This is a genomic window from Mycobacterium sp. 1165178.9 (assembly GCF_001673555.1).
Lineage (GTDB): Bacteria > Actinomycetota > Actinomycetes > Mycobacteriales > Mycobacteriaceae > Mycobacterium.
This window is the reverse complement of record NZ_LZMB01000530.1, coordinates 20,406-39,700: the sequence shown is the minus strand read 5'-3', so window position 1 is coordinate 39,700 and position 19,295 is coordinate 20,406. Positions and strand designations below refer to the sequence as shown.

Below are 19,295 nucleotides of genomic sequence, written 5' to 3'. Positions count from 1 at the left end.
CGTCACGCACCACCACGATCGTGACCGGAATCGGCGCGCACAGCGCGGCGGTAAGCACCGTGCGCAGGCATGCCGGCAACTTTTCCCGCTCGTTGTGAGCGGGGATCACAACAGCGGCAGCGTCAAAGGCGCATGACACGGCGGTTGACATAACCCCGAGATTTCCCAGTTCGCCACAAGTTAAACGACCGTGGCCGGCATGCCTGCGCACGGTGCTTACCGCCGCGCTGTGCGCGCCGATTCCGGTCACGATCGTGGTGGTGCTGGACGGCTGCGACGACGGCAGCGATGAGCTGGCCGGCCAGTACGGGCCCGATGTGCATTTCATCAGCGTCGACGTGCACAACGTCGGCACATCCCGGGCGGTCGGCTTCGATTACGCCCGCTCACTATTGCGCGGCGACACCAGAAGCTGGTTCGCCACGACCGACGCCGACAGTCGGGTGGATCCCGGCTGGCTTGTCCGCCAACTTAGTGCCGGCGTGGACATGGTGTTGGGCGTCGTTCGGGTCACCGATTGGCGGCAGCACAATGCCGATGTCGTCGACCGCTACATGCGCCGCTACCAACCGGATCCCGCGGATAAACACGGCGATCATGAACACATCCACGGTGCCAACATGGGTTTCAGCGCCAAGGCGTATTGGCGCGTAGGCGGCTTCCGCTCCTTGCCGACGGGCGAGGATGTCGACCTGGTCGAGCGGTTCGAGGCCGCTGGCTACCAAATTCATCGAGACACCGAACTATCGGTGATCACATCGGCGCGAACCCAGGCTCGGGCCCCGTTGGGGTTCGCCCATCACCTCAGGCAAATGGGGAGAACGGTGGCGGGTGATTGCGTGTGACCGCGGGGCTGGTTGAGCATTGGCTGGAGTCCGGTCGACTCGAGTTACCGCTGCCCGCCTCGGGTCGGACGGCCGAACGCTGGCAGCGGCTGGCACAGCTGGCCGAGGACAACATTGTCGCGGCCAGGATCGCGGAGGCCCACGTCGATGCCGTCGCGATACTCCACGAGCTGGGCGGAAAGCCGCCCGAACCGGGACAGCTGTGGGGGGTGTGGGCGGCCGAGGCCCCGGACGCGGCGCTGACCGCTACCAACACCGACGGTGCCTTCACCCTGAACGGCACCAAGGTGTGGTGCTCGGGCGCAGGGTTCTGCACGCATGCGCTGGTGACCGCGCGGCTCGACAACGGAACACGCGGCCTGTTCGCGGTGACCGCGACCGACCCGACGGTCAAAGCGTTGCCCAGCACTTGGTGGAACGCAGGGATGGCCGGCAGCGACACCCGACCGGTCCAGTTCACCAACGCCCAGGCAGTCGCGGTGGGCGAGCCCGGTGACTATCTGACCCGGCCTGGATTCTGGCACGGCGCCATCGGCGTGGCCGCCTGCTGGCTTGGTGGCGCCCGCAGGGTCGCCGATCCCCTGTATCGGTGTGCCGCAAGTGAATCGGCGGATGCGTACTCACTGGCACATCTGGGTGCCGTGGATGCCGCGCTGGCCGCCAGCGACGCGATACTGGCCGCAGCGGCCAGCCAGGTCGACGACGACCCGTTCGACAGGTCCGGTAGGGCGCAACTGCTGGCGCGGCGCGTCCGTACGGTGGTGGAACACGCGGTCGACGAAGCCATCACCCGCACCGGACGCGCGCTGGGTCCCGGCCCGCTTTGCCAGGATGGCCGGCACGCGCAACGGGTTGCCGACCTTAGCATCTACATCCGGCAAAGCCACGCCGAGCGTGATCTGGCCGAGCTGGGGCGGCTGGCGGGCCGACGGGCGACGGGGGTCCCATGAAAACCCTGCCGGCAGGTAACTGCGCCCGATTCGCGGTCAAGCCGCTCACTCACGGCGGGACTCCAGCTCCGTTGTGGCTGGCCGCTTTTGAGGAGGAGCCCCTACCGGCCCTGGATCTGGCGGAGTGCCCACGGCTGATCGTGGTGGGCCCCCACCCCGATGACGAAACTCTGGGCCTGGGCGCGACGATCGCGCAGCTGACCGCCCAGGGGGTTCCCGTTCAGGTGGTCTCGGTCAGCGACGGCGGAGGCGCGCACCCCGGTGCGTCGGCTTCGGACCGTCTTCGCATGGAAACCACCCGCAGGTACGAATTACGGAGAGCCACAAGACTTTTCGGTACGCCTCCGCCGATATCGCTGGGGTTGCCTGACGGTGAGCTGACCGATTGCGAGGACAAGCTCACCGAGCTGCTGACAGAAATCCTCGCGGCCGCCGGTGCTGCGACCTGGTGCGCGGCGACGTGGCGGGGCGATGGCCATCCGGACCATGAGGCCGTGGGGCGGGCGGCCTCCGCAGCATGTGCGCGCACCGGCGCCACGCTGCTGGAATACCCAGTGTGGATGTGGCACTGGGCACTTCCGGCGGATCCGGCGGTGCCGTGGGACTCGGCGTGTTCCGTACCGGCTCCCGGCTGGGCGACCGAGCGCAAGCGTCGCGCCGCGCACTTCTATCGAAGTCAGTTTGAGCCCACTACAAGCCAATCGGCGCCCATCTTGCCGGGCTACGTGCTGGCGCGGCTGCTCGCGGTGGGCGAGGTCGTGTTTCGGTGACCGCACGGCTGCCGGATGTTTACTTCGACGAGATGTATGCCGGCACGGAGGATCCGTGGCAGCTTTCGACCCGGTGGTACGAACAACGCAAGTACGCGATCACTCTTGGGCTACTGCCGCAACGCCGCTACCGACACGGATTCGAGCCCGGCTGCTCGATTGGGACACTCACCGCGCAGTTGGCACAGCGCTGTGACCATCTGACTGCGGTGGACGTCGCCAAGGCGGCGCTACGCAGCGCGGATGCCCGGCTGCGCGAAGCAGGCTGCCGCGAGCGGGTCACGCTGATCCGCTCCTCGCTGGACTCGCCGTGGCCGACCGGGCCCTTCGACCTGCTGGTGCTCAGCGAGGTTGCCTACTACCTGGAGCCCGAGACCCTGGCCGAGGTCTTGCGGCGGGAGTGTCCGAGGCTGGCGCCTGGCGCCAATGTCGTTGCCGCGCACTGGCGCCACCCCGTGGCCGATTATCCGCTCACCGGGGACGCGGCCCACGGCGTCATCGCGCAAACGCCGGGGCTGATATCGCTGGGCCGTTACCGCGACAGCGATGTTGTCATCGAAGTGTTCGACACCGGCGACGGCCTGTCGGTGGCCGGGCGCGAGGGGGTGCCCGGCGCGCGCTGATCCACTGGCGCGGTTACTGCACGAGGGGAAAAGGGGTAGGCAGAAAGCCTATGCGTGTGGCGACGTTCAACATCTTGCATGGACGCACCGTCGGTGACGGCGTGGTCGTCGAGCGGCTGCGTGACTGCGTACGCCGCCTCGATCCGGACGTGCTCAGCTTGCAGGAGGTCGACTGTGATCAGCCCCGCTCCGAGCGCGCCGACCTGACCGCCGCGGCGGCCGACGCCATGGGCGCGGTGGAACATCGGTTCGTGGCAGCGATTTCGGGTACGCCGGGGGCCACCTGGATGGCCGCCACGGGCCGCGAGCAGCCCGGCACCGCCGCGTACGGGATCGCGTTGCTGTCCCGATACCCCGTCACGAGTTGGCAGGTGGTGCGGCTCCCCCGCATACCGATGCGGTTTCCGATGTACCTCCCGGGACCCAATCGGGTCATGGTCGTCAACGAGGAGCCGCGCGCGGCGGTCATCGCGCAGATGCACACCCCGCTGGGCGAACTCACGGTGGCCAACACCCACCTGTCCTTTGTTCCGGGCTGGAACCGGCGCCAGCTGCGCCGACTGATTCATGACCTGCGAGGCTTTTCCGGGCCGCGGTTGTTGACCGGGGACTTGAACATGACCCCGAAGGCGGTGCGCCGCTGGTCGGGCATGCGGGCGTTGGCTGCCGCCCAAACGTTTCCAGCGGACACGCCGAATCGCCAGCTCGACCACATCTTGACCGACGACCACCAGCTGCGCGGGGGCGCCGTGGCATCCGACCAGATGACCATTTCCGACCATCGTCCGCTGGTGGTGGATTTGCAGCGGACCTGAGCGTTCAGCCGTCGTGGCGGCGGGATTGCATCGCGACCAGAACTCGCTCGATGTCGGCGGCGGAAGGCATCTCGTCGGTGACCCCGATGATTTCCACGCCGACGTCGGCGCTGTCGATGGCGGGCCGTCGGCGCGTAAGAAGTCTCACGGTGGCGACGAGTTCGTCATCGGACATTCGGCGCGGCAGCAGCGCCAGGAGCGGTGCGTACCCGACGTCGGGAGCACACCTGGGATAGTCCGCGCGTAAAAAGGCGAGCACACTGGACACCCGATCGCGCAAGCTCATCTGTCACCTCGCTAACCGCGGGCACACGCGCCGAAAGGCGGCTTCAGGCCGGGATTACCCGGTAGGGCGTTTTAAAACCGTGCGAGTGGCCATCGACGTCGTCGGCATTCTTTACGCGCGAAAGAGGCCCGGCCCGAAGATCGGACCGAGCCTCTTTGCCGGTGGCCTACTGGTTCTTCTTCTGCCGCTCTTCGGCCGCGTCGGCGCCGGCCCGCGCCGACTCAGCCTCGGCTTCCTTCTTGCCCGCATCGCGTTGGGCGTCGGCTTTGTCCTGCTGAGCCTGGCCCTCGCGGTGCAGGTCGTCGCGGCCCAGCACTGCCCCGCCGACCTCTTTGGCCTTTCCCTTCACACCCTCGACGGTGCCCTTAACCGCTTCCTCCGGCCCGCTCTTGTCATCCCCCATGGGTTTACCTCCCTCTGTGATTACTGAGCTTGCGCTCGATGGCACCTAGGGCGTTCCCGCCGCACGGCCCCTCAAACGCCCGGGGTGGGCATTACGCCTGCACAGCGAGCACATCTAGGTGTGCATGATCACGACGGCCGCGGCCGCGGCTGGACGTCACGTATCCGCCGACCGAATCGGTCAGTTTGAACGAGTCTTCGCCGGGTAGTAGCAGCCCGAAGGGGTGAGAGCACTGACTACTATCGCCGTAATTGGAGCGACCGGTACCGCCGGCTCCCGAATCGTCGCCCGGCTGAGGTCGCGCGACGTCGCCGTAGTAGAGATCTCGCGTGAGCATGGCGTCGATCTGTTCGACGGGCCAGGCCTTTCGCGGGCCCTCAAGGGCGTCGACGTCGCCATCGACGTATCCAATCCGGTGCCTCCCGATGGCAGGTCCGACATCGGGCAGACCCTGGCGGCGGCCTCCCGCAATCTCGCGGGCGCGTGTGCCACGCAAGAAGTTCAGCGCCTGGTGATGTCGACGATCGCCGGAATCGAGGACCCCGTGTTCGACGGCTTCCCCTATTACGAAGCCAAGCGGAAGGCCAAGGACATCCTGCTCGACGGTCCGGTACCGACGACGATCGTCAAGTCGACACAGTGGTACGAATTCGCGACCAACCACGACGCGGTGACCTGTAACACCAACGAGGTGATCGTCGAGGATTGGCTGATTCAACCCATCGCCGCGGACACCGTCGCCGACGTGATTGTCGAGGCGGCCCTGGGGCAGATACCCGCACCGCGCACCATTACCGGCCCGGACGTTATCCGGTTACCCGAGCTAACATCCAAACTGCTTGCCCAGCAAGGTGATAGCCGCCAGGTGCGAGTTGTAGAACCCGCGGTCGTCGCACTGGGCACGGGCGCGCTGCTGGCTTCCGGTCAGGCAGTCGTCGTCGTGGGCCCCGATGTCGAGACGTGGCTGCAGACGCTGGCACCGCCCAGCACCAATGGCCACCATTGCGCGGACGGCAACGGCTCCAAACCTCACTTTGGCCCCGGCTCCAAATAACGATTCCGTCACGATCCCGCTGACGATTCCCTAAAATCCCGGCCGTTCTCTTAGGAATTCATCAATCCTTTGATCGTTCGCTTAGCAAACGACCCCTAAAGGCGGGTAGCGGCCTCCGGCGTTCGTCGTCGGCGAATACTGCCACTGTCGGCTTCCGCTACTTTGGATTTCGAGGACCGGGAGCCTCTTGCAGAGAAATCATTTCGTTTCGAAGGACATCACATCATGAAAATCAGCAGTATTGTCGCGCGCCGAAAAATGGCCGGGATCAGTGCCGGCTGTCTGCTCGGGGGAATCGCGATGGGCATCGTCGGCGCGCCATCGGCGGCCGCGGCGCCCGACTGCAGCCCAGCCGGTGTGAACAACACCGTGTCTTCGGTACAGGGCTCGGCCGAGCAGTATCTGGCCGCGCATCCGGGTGCGAACCAGGTGGTGACGGCCGCCTACGGGCAGCCGCGGCCGGAGGCTGAATCGAGCCTGCGCGGCTACTTCACCGGCCACCCGCAGGAGTACTACGACCTGCGCGGCATCCTGGCGCCGATCGGCGACACCGAACGGCAGTGCAATGTCACCGCCCTGCCGCCTAACCTGGAGTCGGCTTACCAAGAGTTCATGGCCGGCTGATCCCGGTCCGGGACGACCCGCCACAGCGCTGTGGCGGGTCGTTCCACGTCCGCGGCGCTTTCCACTGTGTGAACAACTTCTCCGACGGGTAATTGTGCAGTCAGCTACCAAAATTGGAGGACGACAATGCGGCTGCGCCGGAGCGTGCTGAGCAAGCCGGGTATCACGCGCAAGCGTCGCGGTAAAGGCTTCTCCTATTACCGGCCGGATGGCAAGGCGCTGTCCGACCCGGAAACCCTGCAGCGCATCAAGGATCTGGTCATTCCACCGGCCTGGAAGAACGTGTGGATTGCTCCGTATAGCAACGGCCACATTCAGGCTGTGGGCGTGGACGCCGCGGGCAGGCGGCAGTATCTCTACCACTCCGCCTGGCAGCAGGAACGCGCCGAGGAGAAGTTCGACCGCGTGCTGGAACTGTCGACGCGGCTGCCGGCGTGGCGTGCCGAGATCGCCAAAGATCTGGCGCGCAAGGGCTTGACCCGCAAGCGGGTACTGGCGCTGGCACTACGGCTGCTCGATCGCGGTTATTTTCGCGCCGGCGGCGAGCAATACGCCGAGGAAAACGAGTCTTACGGACTGTCCACCCTGTTGTGTAGCCACGTGGTGGTCCGGCGTGACGCGGTCGAGTTCGATTTTCCGGCCAAGAGCGGAGTTCGTCGGTCCGTGGAAATCAAGGATCCCGAAGTGGTCCGCGCGGTGCGCGCATTGACGCGCCGTCCTGACCGCACTGAGCGATTGTTGGTGTGCCGCACCTCATCCGGCTGGCTCGATGTCCGAGCCGCCGACCTAAACGAGCGCTTCAAGGAACTGGCCGGCGACGACTACACCGTCAAAGACCTGCGGACGTGGCATGGGACGGTGCTGGCCGCCGCGGCCTTCGCCGACGCCGACCCGGCGGTATCCCGGCGGATCGCCAAACGCATTGAATCTGCGGTGATGAAAGAAGTGGCCGAGGAGCTGGGCAACACCCCGGCGGTCGCGCGCGGTTCCTACGTCGACCCCCGCGTGGTCACGGGTTACGAGCAGGGACTGACCATCGCCGCGGCGGTGCGCCGTGCCGGGCGCGCCCGCAGACCCGACGTGGCTCAGGAGATCCTGGACAAGGCCACCCGCATGCTGATCCGGCGAGTAGCCAAGGGCCACAGCGCCGGCGAATCGTCTGCCCTGCCCGAATCGGCGTGAACCATTCGCCAGCTGAAAACTGGCTGAGAGTCGCCTGACCAGCCGAATAACGCCGGTTAATCGGGGTAACCAGGCTCGTGTGGGAAGTGCCCAAGCCGCCCTCGCGGCAGCCTGCATGGGTCACGTCTGTCAGCGGCGGCCGCTATCGGTTGGTCCGCGATTCGATGCCACTGCCATGCAGGTGGTTCAAACAATAGCCACACACGCCCATCCGCAAGCGCTGTAGAACCGTCTGCCGAGGAGGGAAAAGCATGTCCAAAAAAGAGGTTTCCGACTATCTGCTGGAGCGCTTGCGGGCGTGGGGCGTTGAACACGTATTCGGGTACCCCGGCGACGGCATCAACGGCCTGCTTGCGGCGTGGGGACGCGCGGACAACAAGCCGAAGTTCATCCAGTCGCGCCACGAGGAAATGAGCGCTTTCGAAGCGGTGGGCTACGCGAAGTTCACCGGCCGGGTCGGGGTTTGCGCCGCCACCTCGGGCCCGGGCGCGATCCACCTGCTCAACGGCCTCTACGACGCCAAGCTCGACCACGTTCCGGTGGTGGCCATCGTCGGCCAGACCAACCGCAGCGCGATGGGCGGCAACTACCAGCAGGAAGTCGACCTGCTTACCCTTTTCAAGGACGTCGCCAGCGACTACGTCCAAATGGTCACCGTTCCCGAACAATTGCCCAACGTGCTGGACCGCGCGATCCGGATCGCGATGACCCAGCGGGCCCCGACGGCGCTGATCATCCCCAGTGACGTCCAGGAGTTGCCCTACTCGCCGCCCGAACACGCGTTCAAGATGGTGCCCTCCAGCCTGGGCATCGAGTACCCGGACATCGCCCCCGACGACACCGCCATCGCGCGCGCCGCCGACGTGCTCAACGCCGGCAAGAAGGTCGCCATGCTGGTGGGCACCGGCGCCCGCGGTGCCCACCAAGAACTCGCCGAAGTCGCCGACCTGCTCGGCGCGGGCGCGGCAAAGGCGTTGTTGGGCAAGGACGTGCTGTCGGACGAATTGCCTTGGGTCACCGGCTCGATCGGCTTGCTGGGGACACGGCCGAGCTACGAGATGATGCGAGACTGCGACACGCTGTTGACCGTCGGCTCCAGCTTCCCGTACACGCAGTTCCTGCCGGAATTCGGTCAGGCCCGCGCGGTGCAGATCGACGTCGACGGCCGGATGATCGGCATGCGCTACCCGTACGAGGTCAACCTGGTTGCCGACGCGAAGACCGCTCTGCGGGCGCTGATCCCGCACCTGCGCCGCAAGGACGACCGCTCGTGGCGCGAGGGCATCGAGAAGACCGTGGCCCGCTGGTGGGAGACCATGGACAAGGAAGCGATGGTCAGCGCCCACCCGGTCAATCCGCTTCGGCTGTTCTCCGAGCTGTCGCCACAGTTGCCCGACAATGCCATCGTCGCAGCCGATTCCGGCTCGGCGGCCAACTGGTACGCGCGCAATCTGCGCTTCCGCGGCAACATGCGGGGCTCGCTGTCGGGCACGCTTGCCACCATGGGCCCCGGGGTCCCGTACGGCATCGGCGCCAAGTTCGGCCACCCGGACCGGCCTGTCATCGTGTTCAGCGGTGACGGCGCCATGCAGATGAACGGCATGGCCGAACTGATCACGATCAAGCGGTACTGGAACGAATGGAAAGACCCCCGCCTGATCGTCGCGATCCTGCACAACAACGACCTGAATCAGGTCACCTGGGAAATGCGAGCCATGGCCGGCGCGCCGAAATTCGCTGAGTCGCAAAACCTTCCCGACATCGACTTCGCAGCGTTCGCGGCCAGCCTCGGGCTCAACGCCTTGGCCATCAAGGATCCCGAGGAATTGTCGGACGCGTGGCGCCAGGCGCTGTCGGCGGACCGTCCCACCGTGCTGGACGTCTACACCGACCCCGACATGCCGCCCATCCCGCCGCACGCCACTTGGGAGCAGTTCAAGTCGGCGACCGCGGCGGTGCTCTCCGGGGACGAAGATCGGGTGGGCTTCGTCAAGGTCGGCCTGAAGACCAAGGCGCAGGAGTTCTTGCCGCACAAGAAGAGCTGACCCCGCGGGCGACTATTCGCGCGCGGCCAGCCCTGTGCCCGCGCTGCGCAGGTCGTCGACGAACGCCTTGTACACCTCGTCATGACGGTCGCTGCGGTCGCGCAACACCGACGAGGGGTGTACCGTCGCCACAACGATCGGCTCGGGTGTCACGTCCACACCGAGGGATGAAGGCAGCCGCAGTTGTTGGCCGCGCTGGGTGGACACGCGAAAAGTGGTTCCCAGCAATGATTGTGCGGCCGTAGCGCCCAGGCACACGATCACCTGGGGCCGCACCGCCTCGATCTCGGCGATCAGCCATGGCTGGCAAGCGACCACCTCGATGCGGCCGGGCTTCTGGTGGATCCGTCGTTTGCCGCCCTTGCGGGTGAATTTGAAGTGCTTTACCGCATTGGTCTCATATACCAGCGCCGGGTCGATGCCGGCGTCCGCGAGGGCCCGGTCGAGGAGCCGCCCGGCCGGCCCGACGAACGGCTCGCCGGCGCGGTCCTCCTGGTCGCCGGGTTGTTCGCCCACAAGCATGATCGGCGCCCCCGGATGCCCGTTGCCGAACACCGTCTGGGTGGCATCCTCGAAAAGCGAGCAGCCATGGCATGTTTCGGCCGCATCGCGCAGCGCGTCGAGGTCCCGCTCCTCTGGAAGGTAGCGGGCGGCCCCGGGTGCGTTCGATGTTGCGGCCATGGACTTTTGAAGTGTGGCGTGGTACCCCCGCCCCCCACCGAGCGGGGGTACCACGCCGGGGGCGGCGTCCCTCCCTACCTTGGTTCGACACGCAAGACTGTGCGCGCTCCGTGAACGACTACCCGACGAATTCGAGCGGCAAACGGGGTGTGGTCGTCGCCTCGCGGGGTATGTCCTGGAAAAACAGCGAAAGGAACTCACGGTCGATGGGCGCCGGAATGGATTCCCGCACTAGCCAGCGCATCCGGGCTGCGCTGCGCTGCGGAGTCGTCGGCGTGGTCGCGACGGCTGCGCTGACCACGGGCTGTTCACACCCCGCAGCGTCGCTGGAATCCAAGCCCGACGTCGAACTCTGGCGGGTCGGTGCGGCGTTGCACGAGCCGGTGTGGTCGTACCGCATGCACGCGCTGGTCGCGCTCACCGATGATGACCGATTGGCCGAGGTCAGCGCGGGCGATCACGGCGACCGAGCCAAGACCCGTTTCTCCGCGCCCATGGCGGCCGGACGCAATCTGCAGATCAGCCGGAAAGACGAGCGCGTGGTGTTCGTGCCGCAACCCGACCGCAGCAGGGTGGCGGAGGTCGACCTCGAAAGTTTGCGCCAGGTCCACGATTTCGACGCGGGACCGGCGCCCGCCTACCTGACCGAGGATGCGGGATTGCGGATGCTGCTGGCGCTGTCGGCGGACGGGAAGGCGGTGACGCCGGTGGATCAGTACGGCTACCGCAAGCTCCCCACCGCGATCACCGGCACGAGCGCGGACGCCATCGACGGCGCCAATCGCGGCCGCGAGCTCGACTACCACCTGTTCGGACCGTCGGGCATCCGGCACTATCAGGGCACGTCGTCGCCCGCGGTGGAACGCGGCTCTCTGGACTTCGACGTCGCGGTCTCGGCTGGTGACGGCACCGCGATAACACGCAGCTACGTGGCCGGCCACGACGACGACACACTGCGCGCCGTCGACTCGCGCCGCGGCGGAAAGGGATTGGAGGTGCGGGCCAGCACGCGATTACCGTCGCCGATCCGCGAACTCGGCACTGACGACACCAGGATCTATGCCGCCACCGACCGCGAACTGGTGGCGCTGGAGACGGCAAGCTTCACCGGCTTTCCGGACGGTCACATCCCCGTGTTGCGCACCATCGATTACCGGTCGGGGCTGCCTCCCGCCGCCCGGACGGCCCAGCTCTCGGGCATGGCCGTGGGGCCGCATCGCGTCTACCTGACCTTCGCACAGGCGCCCTATGTGGTCGGCATCGCCAAACCGCGCCTGTGACGGGTTTTCCCAGACGCCCTCGTCGGCTACATTTCGGGCAGGTTCTCCCCGCTAAGGAGGCGCCGGGGTGACCAACCCGCCGGACCCGTATTGGCAAAACCCGCTGAGCTATGACCCGCTTGGCCGCCTCCCGCCGCCCGAGGAGGAGCTGCCCGAAGAGGAGCTACCTGCCATGGCGCCGTCACCCTTCACGGCGTCGCCCTTCGCGGCACGGCCCCCCGCGGCGCCGCCCTACCGCCCGCCGGTCAACACTATGGCGACGCTGTCGCTGGTTTTCGCGTTCCTCTTCGCGCCCGCGGGAGCGATCCTGGGACACCTCGGCCTCGCGCAGATCCGCCGCTCCGGCGAACTCGGCCGCGATCGTGCGCTGGTGGGCGTGACGCTGTCGTACATCTTCATCCTGTTGGCGGTTGTCGCCCTCGCCGGGTGGGCCACGCTGGCCGGTTCGACCTCCACGCACCGGACGCCTCCCGGTTCCAGCACGGCGGCCGGGCCCCCGCCGCCCACGGTCCCACCGGAGACGGTCGCCACGCTGCTACCCGGGCTCGATGCCCTGCGAGACATCACCGGCGACGCGAACCTCGACGTCGGGCCGACCTGGAACAGTCCCGGCCGGCCCGCCGATGAAGGCAGCATCGACCGGCCGGAGTGCTGGGGAAGCATCGCCGCCGGCAGCCCGGACGCCTACACCCCGGGGGCGCTGGCCGGATATCACGCCGGGCAATTCACCGACACGCGCAGCATGCTGAAATCAATGCAGGTCATCCAGGGCGTGGCGGCGTTCCGCGATCCGCCTGCCGCCCAGGCGCAGCTGGCCGGCTTGCTGTCCGGATGGCACCAGTGCGGCGGCTATACCGTCACCGTGACCGCTCCCGGCGGACAGCCGATCGCGATGTCGTTGAGCGCGCCCGCCGATGCCGGCAACGGCATCACCACCCTGGATCTGACGCCCAAGGCCATCCAGGTGCGCTCGGCACGGGCGATCGCGGCCAAGGCGAACGTCGTCATCGACCTGAACGTGTCCGCCAACGGCACGACGGATAGTGGGCCGCCCCGCGCGGCCGCGGTCAGCATCGCCAACTACATCCTCGGCAAGATTCCCGGCTGAGCGGCCCGCGCTTGCGATCGCCGGCCGGCTCATGCGTGGCGACCCGCAGCGCCCGGCTCCGCCGCGATTGCGGTCGCCACTACGCTGAGCCAATGAAATTTGTGGATGTCGGCGGGGTCGGCCGGGTCAGCCGGATCGGCCTGGGCACCTGGCAGTTCGGTTCGCGCGAATGGGGTTACGGGGAGAGCTACGCCGCGGGCGCGGCGGGCGACATCGTGCGCCGCGCCCGTGCGCTGGGGGTCACGCTGTTCGACACCGCCGAGGTGTACGGCCTGGGCAAGAGTGAACGGATCCTGGGCGAGGCCCTCGGCGACGAGCGCGCGGACGTCGCGGTTGCCAGCAAGATCATGCCGATCGCTCCCTTCCCCGCCGTGGTCAAGCAGCGCGCCCGGGCCAGCGCGCAGCGGCTCGGGCTGGACCGCATCCCGCTGTACCAGATTCACCAGCCCAACCCGGTGGTGCCGGATTCGGTGATCATGCCGGGCATGCGCGATCTGCTCGACAGCGGCAAGATCGGCGCGGCCGGCGTCTCGAACTATTCGCTGCAGCGGTGGCAGAAGGCCGACGCCGCGCTCGGCCGGCCGGTGATCAGCAACCAGGTGCATTTCTCGCTCGCCTTCCCGAAGGCGCTGAAGAACCTGGTGCCGTTCGCCGAGCGGGAGAACCGCATCGTGATCGCCTATAGCCCTCTGGAACAGGGACTGCTCGGCGGCAAGTACGGTGTCGACAACCGTCCCGGTGGCGTGCGGGCGGTGAACTCGCTGTTCGGTACCGAAAACCTGCGCCGGGTCGAGCCGCTGCTGCAGCTGTTGCGCGACGTCGCCAAGGACGTCGACGCCAAGCCCGCGCAGGTGGCACTGGCCTGGCTGATCAGCTATCCGGGCGTGGTGGCCATCCCCGGCGCGTCCAGCGTCGAGCAGCTCGAATTCAATGTCGCCGCCGCCGACATCGATCTGCCCACCAACTCACGTGACGCGCTCACCGAGGCGGCCCTGGCCTTCCGGCCCACGTCGACGGCGCGCTTCCTCACCGACCTCGCCAAGGAGAAGCTCGGCCGCGCTTAAGACTGGTTGGCCTCGGCGAAGGCGGCGGGGCTGGCCGGAGCCCCCCGGGCCACCACGAGCGGCATCGATGTCGAGGCGTTGGTGCGCAGGATGGTGTGGACGACGTCGACGAGGTCCTCGACGGGCATCAGCTTTCCGGGCATGCAGCCGCGCGCCGACCACAGGGGCACCGCTTTCATCGCGAGGTCGATGTCCCAGCCCTCGTTCATGCCGGTTTGGCCGTCGCCCTCGCCACCCGCGCACTCCCCGACGATCAGGTTGGTGAAGCCGATGTCGGAGTGTTCGGCCCGCCACGCTTCCACGAGCCGTTCCAGGGCGGCCTTACTGACGCCGTACGCGCCCAGACCCGGCCACGGAGGCCCGAAGGTGCCAGCGTCGGAGGACAGGTAAACCGCTTTGCCGGCCGACGCGGTCAGGTGCGGCACCGCCGCGGCCGTCACCAACGACGCGCCGATGACGTTGGTGTCGAAGATGCGCCGCCACGTATCGGCGTCGGTGTCCACCATCCGGACCAGCGGCCCGACCGCGGGTGTGTAGACGATGTTGTCGATGCCGCCGAGGGCGTCGGCGGCACGGTCGATGGCCGTGCGGCAGGATGCCTGCTCGGTGACATCACACTCGATGGCGATCGCGTTCCGGCCGGCGTCCTTGGCCGCAGCTTCGATGCGCTCCCGGCGCCGGGCGAGCAGCGCGACGTTATCGCCTCGCTGCGCAAGGCCGACGCCTATGCAACGCCCCAGCCCACTGGAAGCGCCGATCACCACTGTCCTTGACATATTCGCCCTCTCCTGTAACGACCTCGCTGCAGCCACAGCGTATCGGCAGGCGGCGCGTTACGTAACGTTCGGGCGGGTTTGTGTCAAGGTGTTCAGCCGCCGTCGGGTGCCTGCAGCACCACGGCGGTATGCGCGTCGACGGTGAATGTGCCTCCCCCGGGCACTTCATCGGCAGGCGTGGTCTCATCGGGTCCGGTAAAGACGACAACCTGCCAAGAGGCACCGAATTCCTTTGGTGGCAACGTGAATTCGATCGGCTCATAGTGGGCGTTGAAGCACAGCAGGAAGGAGTCGTCGAGCACCCGCTGGCCCCGAGCATCGCGGTCGGGGATGCCATGACCGTTGAGGAACACGGTGACCGATTTGGCGAATCCGGCGCCCCAGTCCTCGTCCGTCATCTCGGCGCCCTCGGGGGTGAACCAGGCGATGTCCGGAAGTCCGTCCTGACCGCGGCGGCCCAACGGCTTGCCGGAGAAGAACCGGCGTCTGCGGAACACCGGGTGCTCGGCCCGCAGCGCCGAGATCGACCGGGTGAATTCGAGCAGGCCCGTGTCTGCGCTCTCCCAGTCGATCCAGGTGAGCTCGTTGTCCTGGCAGTAGCCGTTGTTGTTGCCGTTCTGGGTGCGCCCGAGCTCGTCGCCGTGACAGATCATCGGCACCCCCTGGGACAGCAGCAGCGTGGTCAGAAAGTTGCGCTGCTGCCGCGCGCGCAGCGCGTTGACCTGCTCGTCATCGGTGGGGCCCTCCACTCCGCAGTTCCAGGACCGGTTGTGGCTCTCGCCGTCGTTGTTGTCCTCGCCGTTGGCTTCGTTGTGCTTCTCGTTGTAGGAGACCAGGTCGCGCAGCGTGAAGCCGTCGTGGGCGATGACGAAGTTGATCGACGCCACCGGCCGCCGCGCGGTGTGCTCGTAGAGATCCGCCGATCCGGAGAGCCGGTAGGCGAACTCGTCGAGGGTGGCGGGCTCGCCGCGCCAGAAGTCGCGGACGGTGTCGCGATACTTCCCGTTCCACTCGGTCCACTGCGGCGGGAAGTTGCCCACCTGGTATCCCCCCGGGCCGACGTCCCACGGCTCGGCGATGAGCTTCACCTGGCTGACCGTCGGATCCTGTTGCACGAGTTCGAAAAACGTTGCCAGGCGGTCGACGTCGTAAAACTCGCGGGCCAGCGTCGAGGCCAAATCGAAACGGAAGCCGTCGACATGCATCTCGGTCACCCAGTAGCGCAGCGAGTCCATGATCAGCTGCAGCGCATGCGGATGGCCGACATTGAGGCTGTTGCCGGTGCCGGTGTAGTCCATGTAGTACTGCTTGTCGTCATCGACCAGGCGGTAATACGCGGCGTTGTCGATGCCGCGCATCGACAGGGTCGGGCCCAAGTGGTTGCCCTCCGCCGTGTGGTTGTAGACGACGTCGAGGATGACCTCGATGCCGGCTTCGTGCAGCGAGCGCACCATGGCCTTGAACTCCTGCACCTGCCCGCCCGGCGTCGGCGAGCTCGAGTACTTGAAGTCGGGCGCGAAGAATCCGATCGTGTTGTAGCCCCAGTAGTTCGACAACCCCTTTTCCACCAGAGTGGAATCGTTGGCGAAGTGGTGCACAGGCATCAGCTCGATGGCCGTGACGCCGAGACTCTTGAGGTGCTCGATGATGACCGGGTGCGCCACCGCGGCATAGGTGCCGCGCAGCGGCTCGGGGATATCCGGGTGCGTCTGGGTCAGTCCCTTGACGTGCGCTTCGTAAATGACCGTATCGGCGTATTGGTGGTCCGGCGGGCGGTCGTTGCCCCAGTCGAAGTAGGGGTTGATCACCACCGACTTGGGCATGCTGGCAGCGGAGTCGTCGTCGTTGCGGCTGTCGGGATCGCCGAAGTTATAGCTGAACAGCGACTGGTTCCACTCGAACGACCCGTCGATGGCTTTCGAATACGGGTCCACCAGCAGCTTGTTCGGGTTGCACCGGAGTCCCGCGGCCGGGTCGTACGGACCGTACACGCGGTAGCCGTAACGCTGGCCCGGTTCGATGTTGGGAATGTAGGCGTGCCAGATGAAGCCGTCGATCTCCGGCAAGGGGACACGACTCTCCGTGCCTTCGGCGTCGAACAGGCACAACTCCACCTGCTCGGCCACCTCGCTGAACACGGCGAAGTTGGTGCCCGCGCCGTCGTAGGTCGCGCCCAGCGGGTAGGCCCTGCCCGGCCACACCTCTCCGGTGGGCGTGGGAGCGAGGGCGTCTGCGGTGGTCATGGCGCAATCAATACCCTGCGTGCGTGGGCGCCAAACTGCGGTCGGATAAAAGCGTCGGCGATGCTAACCGTAAAGCCGTGAGGCATAAGCGATCACGGCTTGAGTATGACCTTCACCGCACCGTCTTGCTTCTTCTGGAAGATGTCGTAGGCGTGCGGGGCCTGGTCAAGCGGCAGCACGTGCGTGGCGAAGTCGTCGACGCCGAGCGGGTCGTCGTCGGTCAGCAGCGGCATGATGTCGTCGACCCAGCGCTTGACGTTCGCCTGGCCCATCCGCAGGGTCAGTTGCTTGTCGAACAGGGTGAGCATCGGTAGTGGGTCGGCCATCCCGCCGTAAACGCCGATCAGCGAAATAGTTCCACCGCGTCGCACGATGTCGATGGCGGAATACAGGGCGGACAACCGGTCCACGCCGGCGGTTTGCATGACCCGCTTGCCCAGCACGTCAGGCAGCAACCCGGCAACCTGCTGCGCGAGTTTGGCCGCCGGCGAGCCGTGCGCCTCCATGCCGACCGCATCGATGACCGAGTCGGTTCCCCGTCCATCGGTCAGGTCGCGGATCGCGTCACCGAGCGAGCCGTCCAGCCGCCCCAAATCGATGGTGTGAATACCGCGCTTCGCCGCGCGGCCCAGCCGCTCGGGCACCAGGTCAACGGCGATGACGCGATAGCCCAGGTGATCGGCGATGCGCGCGGCCATATCCCCGATCGGACCCAGGCCGAGCACGGTCACGGAACCGCCGGCCGGGATATTGGCGTAGTCGACCGCCTGCCACGCGGTGGGTAGCACGTCCGACAAGTACACGAACCGCGAATCCGGCGGTCCCACAGGGACTTTGATGTGAGTGAACTGTGCCTGCGGGACACGCAGCAGCTCGGCCTGTCCGCCGGGGACTTCGCCATAGAGCTCCGAATAACCGAACAGCGCCGCCCCCATGCCCTGTTCGCGTACCTGGGTCGTCTCGCACTGGGTGTAGAGCTGCTCCTTGCACATGTGGCAACTGCCGCAGGAGATTTGGAACGGGATGACCACCCGGTCCCCCACCCGCAGGTCGCCCGTTTCGGTGCCGACCTCCCGCACGATGCCCATGGGTTCGTGTCCGAGGATGTCCCCGGGTTTCATGAAAGCACCGAGGATCTCGTACAGGTGCAAGTCGGATCCGCAGATGTTGGTCGATGTGACTTCGATGATGGCATCGGTGGACTGCTCGATTTTGGGATCGGGCACCGATTCCACCCGTACATCGCGCTTGCCGTGCCAGGTAACAGCCTTCATGTGGGGGCGATACCCGTCTCGCACCCGTCGAAACAGCGTCGCTGGGACCCAGGGTTCAGCCCACCCAGCACGGGTACCACCCGGGGATGAGCCAATTGGGAGTCGTCATCGTGGGCAGCGGACCTTGCGGTGTCGCCGCGGCAGAAGCGTTTCGTGAACACGACGCCGACACGCCGGTGCGGATCGTCAGCGCCGACATCGACCCGCCATACGCCCGGCCACCGCTCAGCAAGGAATTCCTGCGCGGTGAGACAGACGACGTCGAGCTGCATCCGGCGCGGTGGTTTGGCGACCGGACGATCGACCTAATCGGCGGAGCGCGGGTCGATCGGTTGGATCTTGCCGACCGCGCCGTGTTCGCCGGCAACCAGCGCTACGGCTATGACACCTTGATCCTGGCCTGCGGCGCGGCACCCGTTAGCCCGCCGTTTCCCGGTGGAGAACGCGCGCTGTTGTTGCGCTCGCTGGCCGACGCCAACAGGCTGCGCACTGCGGCCGAAAAGGCCTCGTCCGCGGTGGTGATCGGATCGGGGTTCATCGGCTGTGAGGCGGCGGCATCATTGGCCCGTCTCGGGATCGCGGTGACTATCGTTGCGCCGTCGGAACTCCCGCAACAGAAGCGACTCGGCAGCGAGGCCGCCGCGCGGTTGCGCGATTTCGTGAGCGACGCGGGCGCCCGACACGTCGGCGGGGTCACCGTCGAAGAAATCACGGAGGTGGGTGTGCGCCTGGACAACGGCGTCACCATCGACTGCGATCTGGTGCTCGCGGCCATCGGTGTGGCGCCGCAGAGCCGGATCGCCGCCGAGGCGGGTCTCAAGGTGCACGAGTCCCGCGTCGTCGTGGGCTCCGACATGGCCACCGCGGTGCCGGGTGTGTATGCCGCGGGTGACGTCGCGCTGGCCCATCACGAAGTCGCCGGACGGCCGGTGGCCACCGAGCATTGGCAGGACGCGGACGATCAGGGGTCGACCGCCGGGGCGTGCGCGGCGGGACAGCAGATGAAATGGGATGCGGTGCCGGGCTTTTGGACCACCATCGGCGATGCAACCCTGAAGTACCATGCCTGGGGCGACGGGTACGAACGCTGCCGGATGCTCGACCACGGCGACGACACCTTCACGGTGTGGTACGAGTCGAGGAACACCGTCGTCGGCGTGCTGACCTACAACGCCGACGATGACTACGACCTCGGTGAACGGCTCATCGCCGAGCGGCGGCCCGCACCGGTGCCGATGCGCTGACTCCTGCGGAACCCGCTGTCGCGCATGG

At 66.9% G+C, this 19,295-nt stretch carries 19 protein-coding genes; 13 read left to right on the top strand and 6 right to left on the bottom strand.

Annotated elements, in window-relative coordinates:
* The first annotated feature begins 212 nt into the window (after positions 1-212).
* Genes A5652_RS22725 through A5652_RS22705 form a run of 5 tightly spaced genes read left to right on the top strand, consistent with a single transcriptional unit; the run spans position 213 to position 4,003 of the window.
* Positions 213-845, top strand: a complete 633-nt coding sequence (locus A5652_RS22725) for a glycosyltransferase family 2 protein (RefSeq protein ID WP_369805856.1) — start codon at positions 213-215, stop codon at positions 843-845.
* Positions 842-1,795: an acyl-CoA dehydrogenase family protein gene (locus tag A5652_RS22720; protein ID WP_067357136.1), complete on the top strand. Its 954-nt coding sequence runs from the start codon at positions 842-844 to the stop codon at positions 1,793-1,795. Before A5652_RS22725 ends, A5652_RS22720 begins: the two co-directional genes overlap by 4 nt.
* Complete coding sequence (locus A5652_RS22715) at positions 1,792-2,565, top strand: PIG-L deacetylase family protein (protein WP_067357132.1); 774 nt, start codon at positions 1,792-1,794, stop codon at positions 2,563-2,565. The genes A5652_RS22720 and A5652_RS22715 overlap by 4 nt, the downstream gene beginning before the upstream one ends.
* On the top strand, positions 2,562-3,188 hold the full coding sequence (locus tag A5652_RS22710; RefSeq protein WP_232001328.1) for a class I SAM-dependent methyltransferase: 627 nt from the start codon (positions 2,562-2,564) through the stop codon (positions 3,186-3,188). Before A5652_RS22715 ends, A5652_RS22710 begins: the two co-directional genes overlap by 4 nt.
* A 50-nt stretch (positions 3,189-3,238) precedes the next feature.
* The gene (locus tag A5652_RS22705; protein WP_067357129.1) at positions 3,239-4,003 is read left to right on the top strand and encodes an endonuclease/exonuclease/phosphatase family protein; all 765 of its coding nucleotides are present in this window, start codon (positions 3,239-3,241) and stop codon (positions 4,001-4,003) included.
* 4 nt (positions 4,004-4,007) lie between these two features.
* Here A5652_RS22705 and A5652_RS22700 read toward each other — a convergent pair whose 3' ends face one another.
* Positions 4,008-4,289: a DUF3349 domain-containing protein gene (locus A5652_RS22700; protein WP_067357126.1), complete on the bottom strand. Its 282-nt coding sequence runs from the start codon at positions 4,287-4,289 to the stop codon at positions 4,008-4,010.
* Positions 4,290-4,455: 166 nt separating this feature from the next.
* Entirely contained in the window at positions 4,456-4,692 is a 237-nt protein-coding gene (locus A5652_RS22695) for a general stress protein CsbD (RefSeq protein WP_067357123.1), read from the bottom strand.
* A 223-nt stretch (positions 4,693-4,915) separates the two neighbouring features.
* Between A5652_RS22695 and A5652_RS22690 the strand changes: the two genes are divergently transcribed.
* The 4 genes from A5652_RS22690 to A5652_RS22675 all read left to right on the top strand — a co-directional run bounded on the left by A5652_RS22690 (position 4,916) and on the right by A5652_RS22675 (position 9,597).
* Positions 4,916-5,746 carry an SDR family oxidoreductase gene (locus A5652_RS22690; protein WP_067357120.1) on the top strand — a complete coding sequence of 277 codons (831 nt, stop codon included), beginning with the start codon at positions 4,916-4,918 and terminating at the stop codon, positions 5,744-5,746.
* 225 nt (positions 5,747-5,971) lie between these two features.
* The gene (locus A5652_RS22685) at positions 5,972-6,370 is read left to right on the top strand and encodes a heme-binding protein (protein ID WP_067357117.1); all 399 of its coding nucleotides are present in this window, start codon (positions 5,972-5,974) and stop codon (positions 6,368-6,370) included.
* Between the two features lie 126 nt (positions 6,371-6,496).
* Positions 6,497-7,552, top strand: coding sequence for a DNA topoisomerase IB (locus A5652_RS22680; RefSeq protein ID WP_067357113.1), 1,056 nt, complete (start codon positions 6,497-6,499; stop codon positions 7,550-7,552).
* 251 nt (positions 7,553-7,803) lie between these two features.
* The gene (locus A5652_RS22675) at positions 7,804-9,597 is read left to right on the top strand and encodes a thiamine pyrophosphate-requiring protein (RefSeq protein WP_067357110.1); all 1,794 of its coding nucleotides are present in this window, start codon (positions 7,804-7,806) and stop codon (positions 9,595-9,597) included.
* A 12-nt stretch (positions 9,598-9,609) separates the two neighbouring features.
* Here A5652_RS22675 and A5652_RS22670 read toward each other — a convergent pair whose 3' ends face one another.
* On the bottom strand, positions 9,610-10,278 hold the full coding sequence (locus A5652_RS22670; RefSeq protein WP_067357107.1) for a UdgX family uracil-DNA binding protein: 669 nt from the start codon (positions 10,276-10,278) through the stop codon (positions 9,610-9,612).
* Positions 10,279-10,496: 218 nt separating this feature from the next.
* On the opposite strand from A5652_RS22670, the gene A5652_RS22665 reads away from it, so the two are divergent.
* The 3 genes from A5652_RS22665 to A5652_RS22655 all read left to right on the top strand — a co-directional run bounded on the left by A5652_RS22665 (position 10,497) and on the right by A5652_RS22655 (position 13,730).
* Positions 10,497-11,558, top strand: a complete 1,062-nt coding sequence (locus tag A5652_RS22665; RefSeq protein ID WP_232001325.1) for a hypothetical protein — start codon at positions 10,497-10,499, stop codon at positions 11,556-11,558.
* A 67-nt stretch (positions 11,559-11,625) separates the two neighbouring features.
* Complete coding sequence (locus A5652_RS22660) at positions 11,626-12,666, top strand: sensor domain-containing protein (protein WP_067357104.1); 1,041 nt, start codon at positions 11,626-11,628, stop codon at positions 12,664-12,666.
* A 92-nt stretch (positions 12,667-12,758) separates the two neighbouring features.
* Positions 12,759-13,730 carry an aldo/keto reductase gene (locus A5652_RS22655; RefSeq protein WP_067357100.1) on the top strand — a complete coding sequence of 324 codons (972 nt, stop codon included), beginning with the start codon at positions 12,759-12,761 and terminating at the stop codon, positions 13,728-13,730.
* On the opposite strand, the gene A5652_RS22650 is transcribed toward A5652_RS22655, so the two are convergent.
* From A5652_RS22650 to A5652_RS22640, 3 genes are all read right to left on the bottom strand, one after another.
* The gene (locus tag A5652_RS22650) at positions 13,727-14,494 is read right to left on the bottom strand and encodes an SDR family oxidoreductase (RefSeq protein WP_082984026.1); all 768 of its coding nucleotides are present in this window, start codon (positions 14,492-14,494) and stop codon (positions 13,727-13,729) included. The two genes, A5652_RS22655 and A5652_RS22650, sit on opposite strands and share 4 nt — an antisense overlap.
* 104 nt (positions 14,495-14,598) lie before the next feature.
* Positions 14,599-16,749, bottom strand: coding sequence for a glycogen debranching protein GlgX (gene glgX / locus A5652_RS22645; RefSeq protein ID WP_067357093.1), 2,151 nt, complete (start codon positions 16,747-16,749; stop codon positions 14,599-14,601).
* Positions 16,750-16,841: 92 nt separating this feature from the next.
* Entirely contained in the window at positions 16,842-18,023 is a 1,182-nt protein-coding gene (locus A5652_RS22640) for a zinc-dependent alcohol dehydrogenase (RefSeq protein WP_067357090.1), read from the bottom strand.
* An 86-nt stretch (positions 18,024-18,109) separates the two neighbouring features.
* On the opposite strand from A5652_RS22640, the gene A5652_RS22635 reads away from it, so the two are divergent.
* Entirely contained in the window at positions 18,110-19,267 is a 1,158-nt protein-coding gene (locus A5652_RS22635; protein WP_067357087.1) for an NAD(P)/FAD-dependent oxidoreductase, read from the top strand.
* Positions 19,268-19,295: the final 28 nt, after the last annotated feature.

What these genes read in the sequence shown, in the direction of transcription:
- A5652_RS22640 (WP_067357090.1), bottom strand. Translation starts at nt 18,023, where the DNA reads ATGAAGGCTGTTACCTGGCACGGCAAGCGCGATGTACGGGTGGAATCG.
- A5652_RS22685 (WP_067357117.1), top strand. Translation starts at nt 5,972, where the DNA reads ATGAAAATCAGCAGTATTGTCGCGCGCCGAAAAATGGCCGGGATCAGT.
- A5652_RS22680 (WP_067357113.1), top strand. Translation starts at nt 6,497, where the DNA reads ATGCGGCTGCGCCGGAGCGTGCTGAGCAAGCCGGGTATCACGCGCAAG.
- A5652_RS22675 (WP_067357110.1), top strand. Translation starts at nt 7,804, where the DNA reads ATGTCCAAAAAAGAGGTTTCCGACTATCTGCTGGAGCGCTTGCGGGCG.
- A5652_RS22700 (WP_067357126.1), bottom strand. Translation starts at nt 4,289, where the DNA reads ATGAGCTTGCGCGATCGGGTGTCCAGTGTGCTCGCCTTTTTACGCGCG.
- A5652_RS22715 (WP_067357132.1), top strand. Translation starts at nt 1,792, where the DNA reads ATGAAAACCCTGCCGGCAGGTAACTGCGCCCGATTCGCGGTCAAGCCG.
- A5652_RS22655 (WP_067357100.1), top strand. Translation starts at nt 12,759, where the DNA reads ATGAAATTTGTGGATGTCGGCGGGGTCGGCCGGGTCAGCCGGATCGGC.
- A5652_RS22665 (WP_232001325.1), top strand. Translation starts at nt 10,497, where the DNA reads ATGGATTCCCGCACTAGCCAGCGCATCCGGGCTGCGCTGCGCTGCGGA.
- A5652_RS22705 (WP_067357129.1), top strand. Translation starts at nt 3,239, where the DNA reads ATGCGTGTGGCGACGTTCAACATCTTGCATGGACGCACCGTCGGTGAC.
- A5652_RS22670 (WP_067357107.1), bottom strand. Translation starts at nt 10,278, where the DNA reads ATGGCCGCAACATCGAACGCACCCGGGGCCGCCCGCTACCTTCCAGAG.
- A5652_RS22695 (WP_067357123.1), bottom strand. Translation starts at nt 4,692, where the DNA reads ATGGGGGATGACAAGAGCGGGCCGGAGGAAGCGGTTAAGGGCACCGTC.
- glgX (WP_067357093.1), bottom strand. Translation starts at nt 16,749, where the DNA reads ATGACCACCGCAGACGCCCTCGCTCCCACGCCCACCGGAGAGGTGTGG.
- A5652_RS22635 (WP_067357087.1), top strand. Translation starts at nt 18,110, where the DNA reads ATGAGCCAATTGGGAGTCGTCATCGTGGGCAGCGGACCTTGCGGTGTC.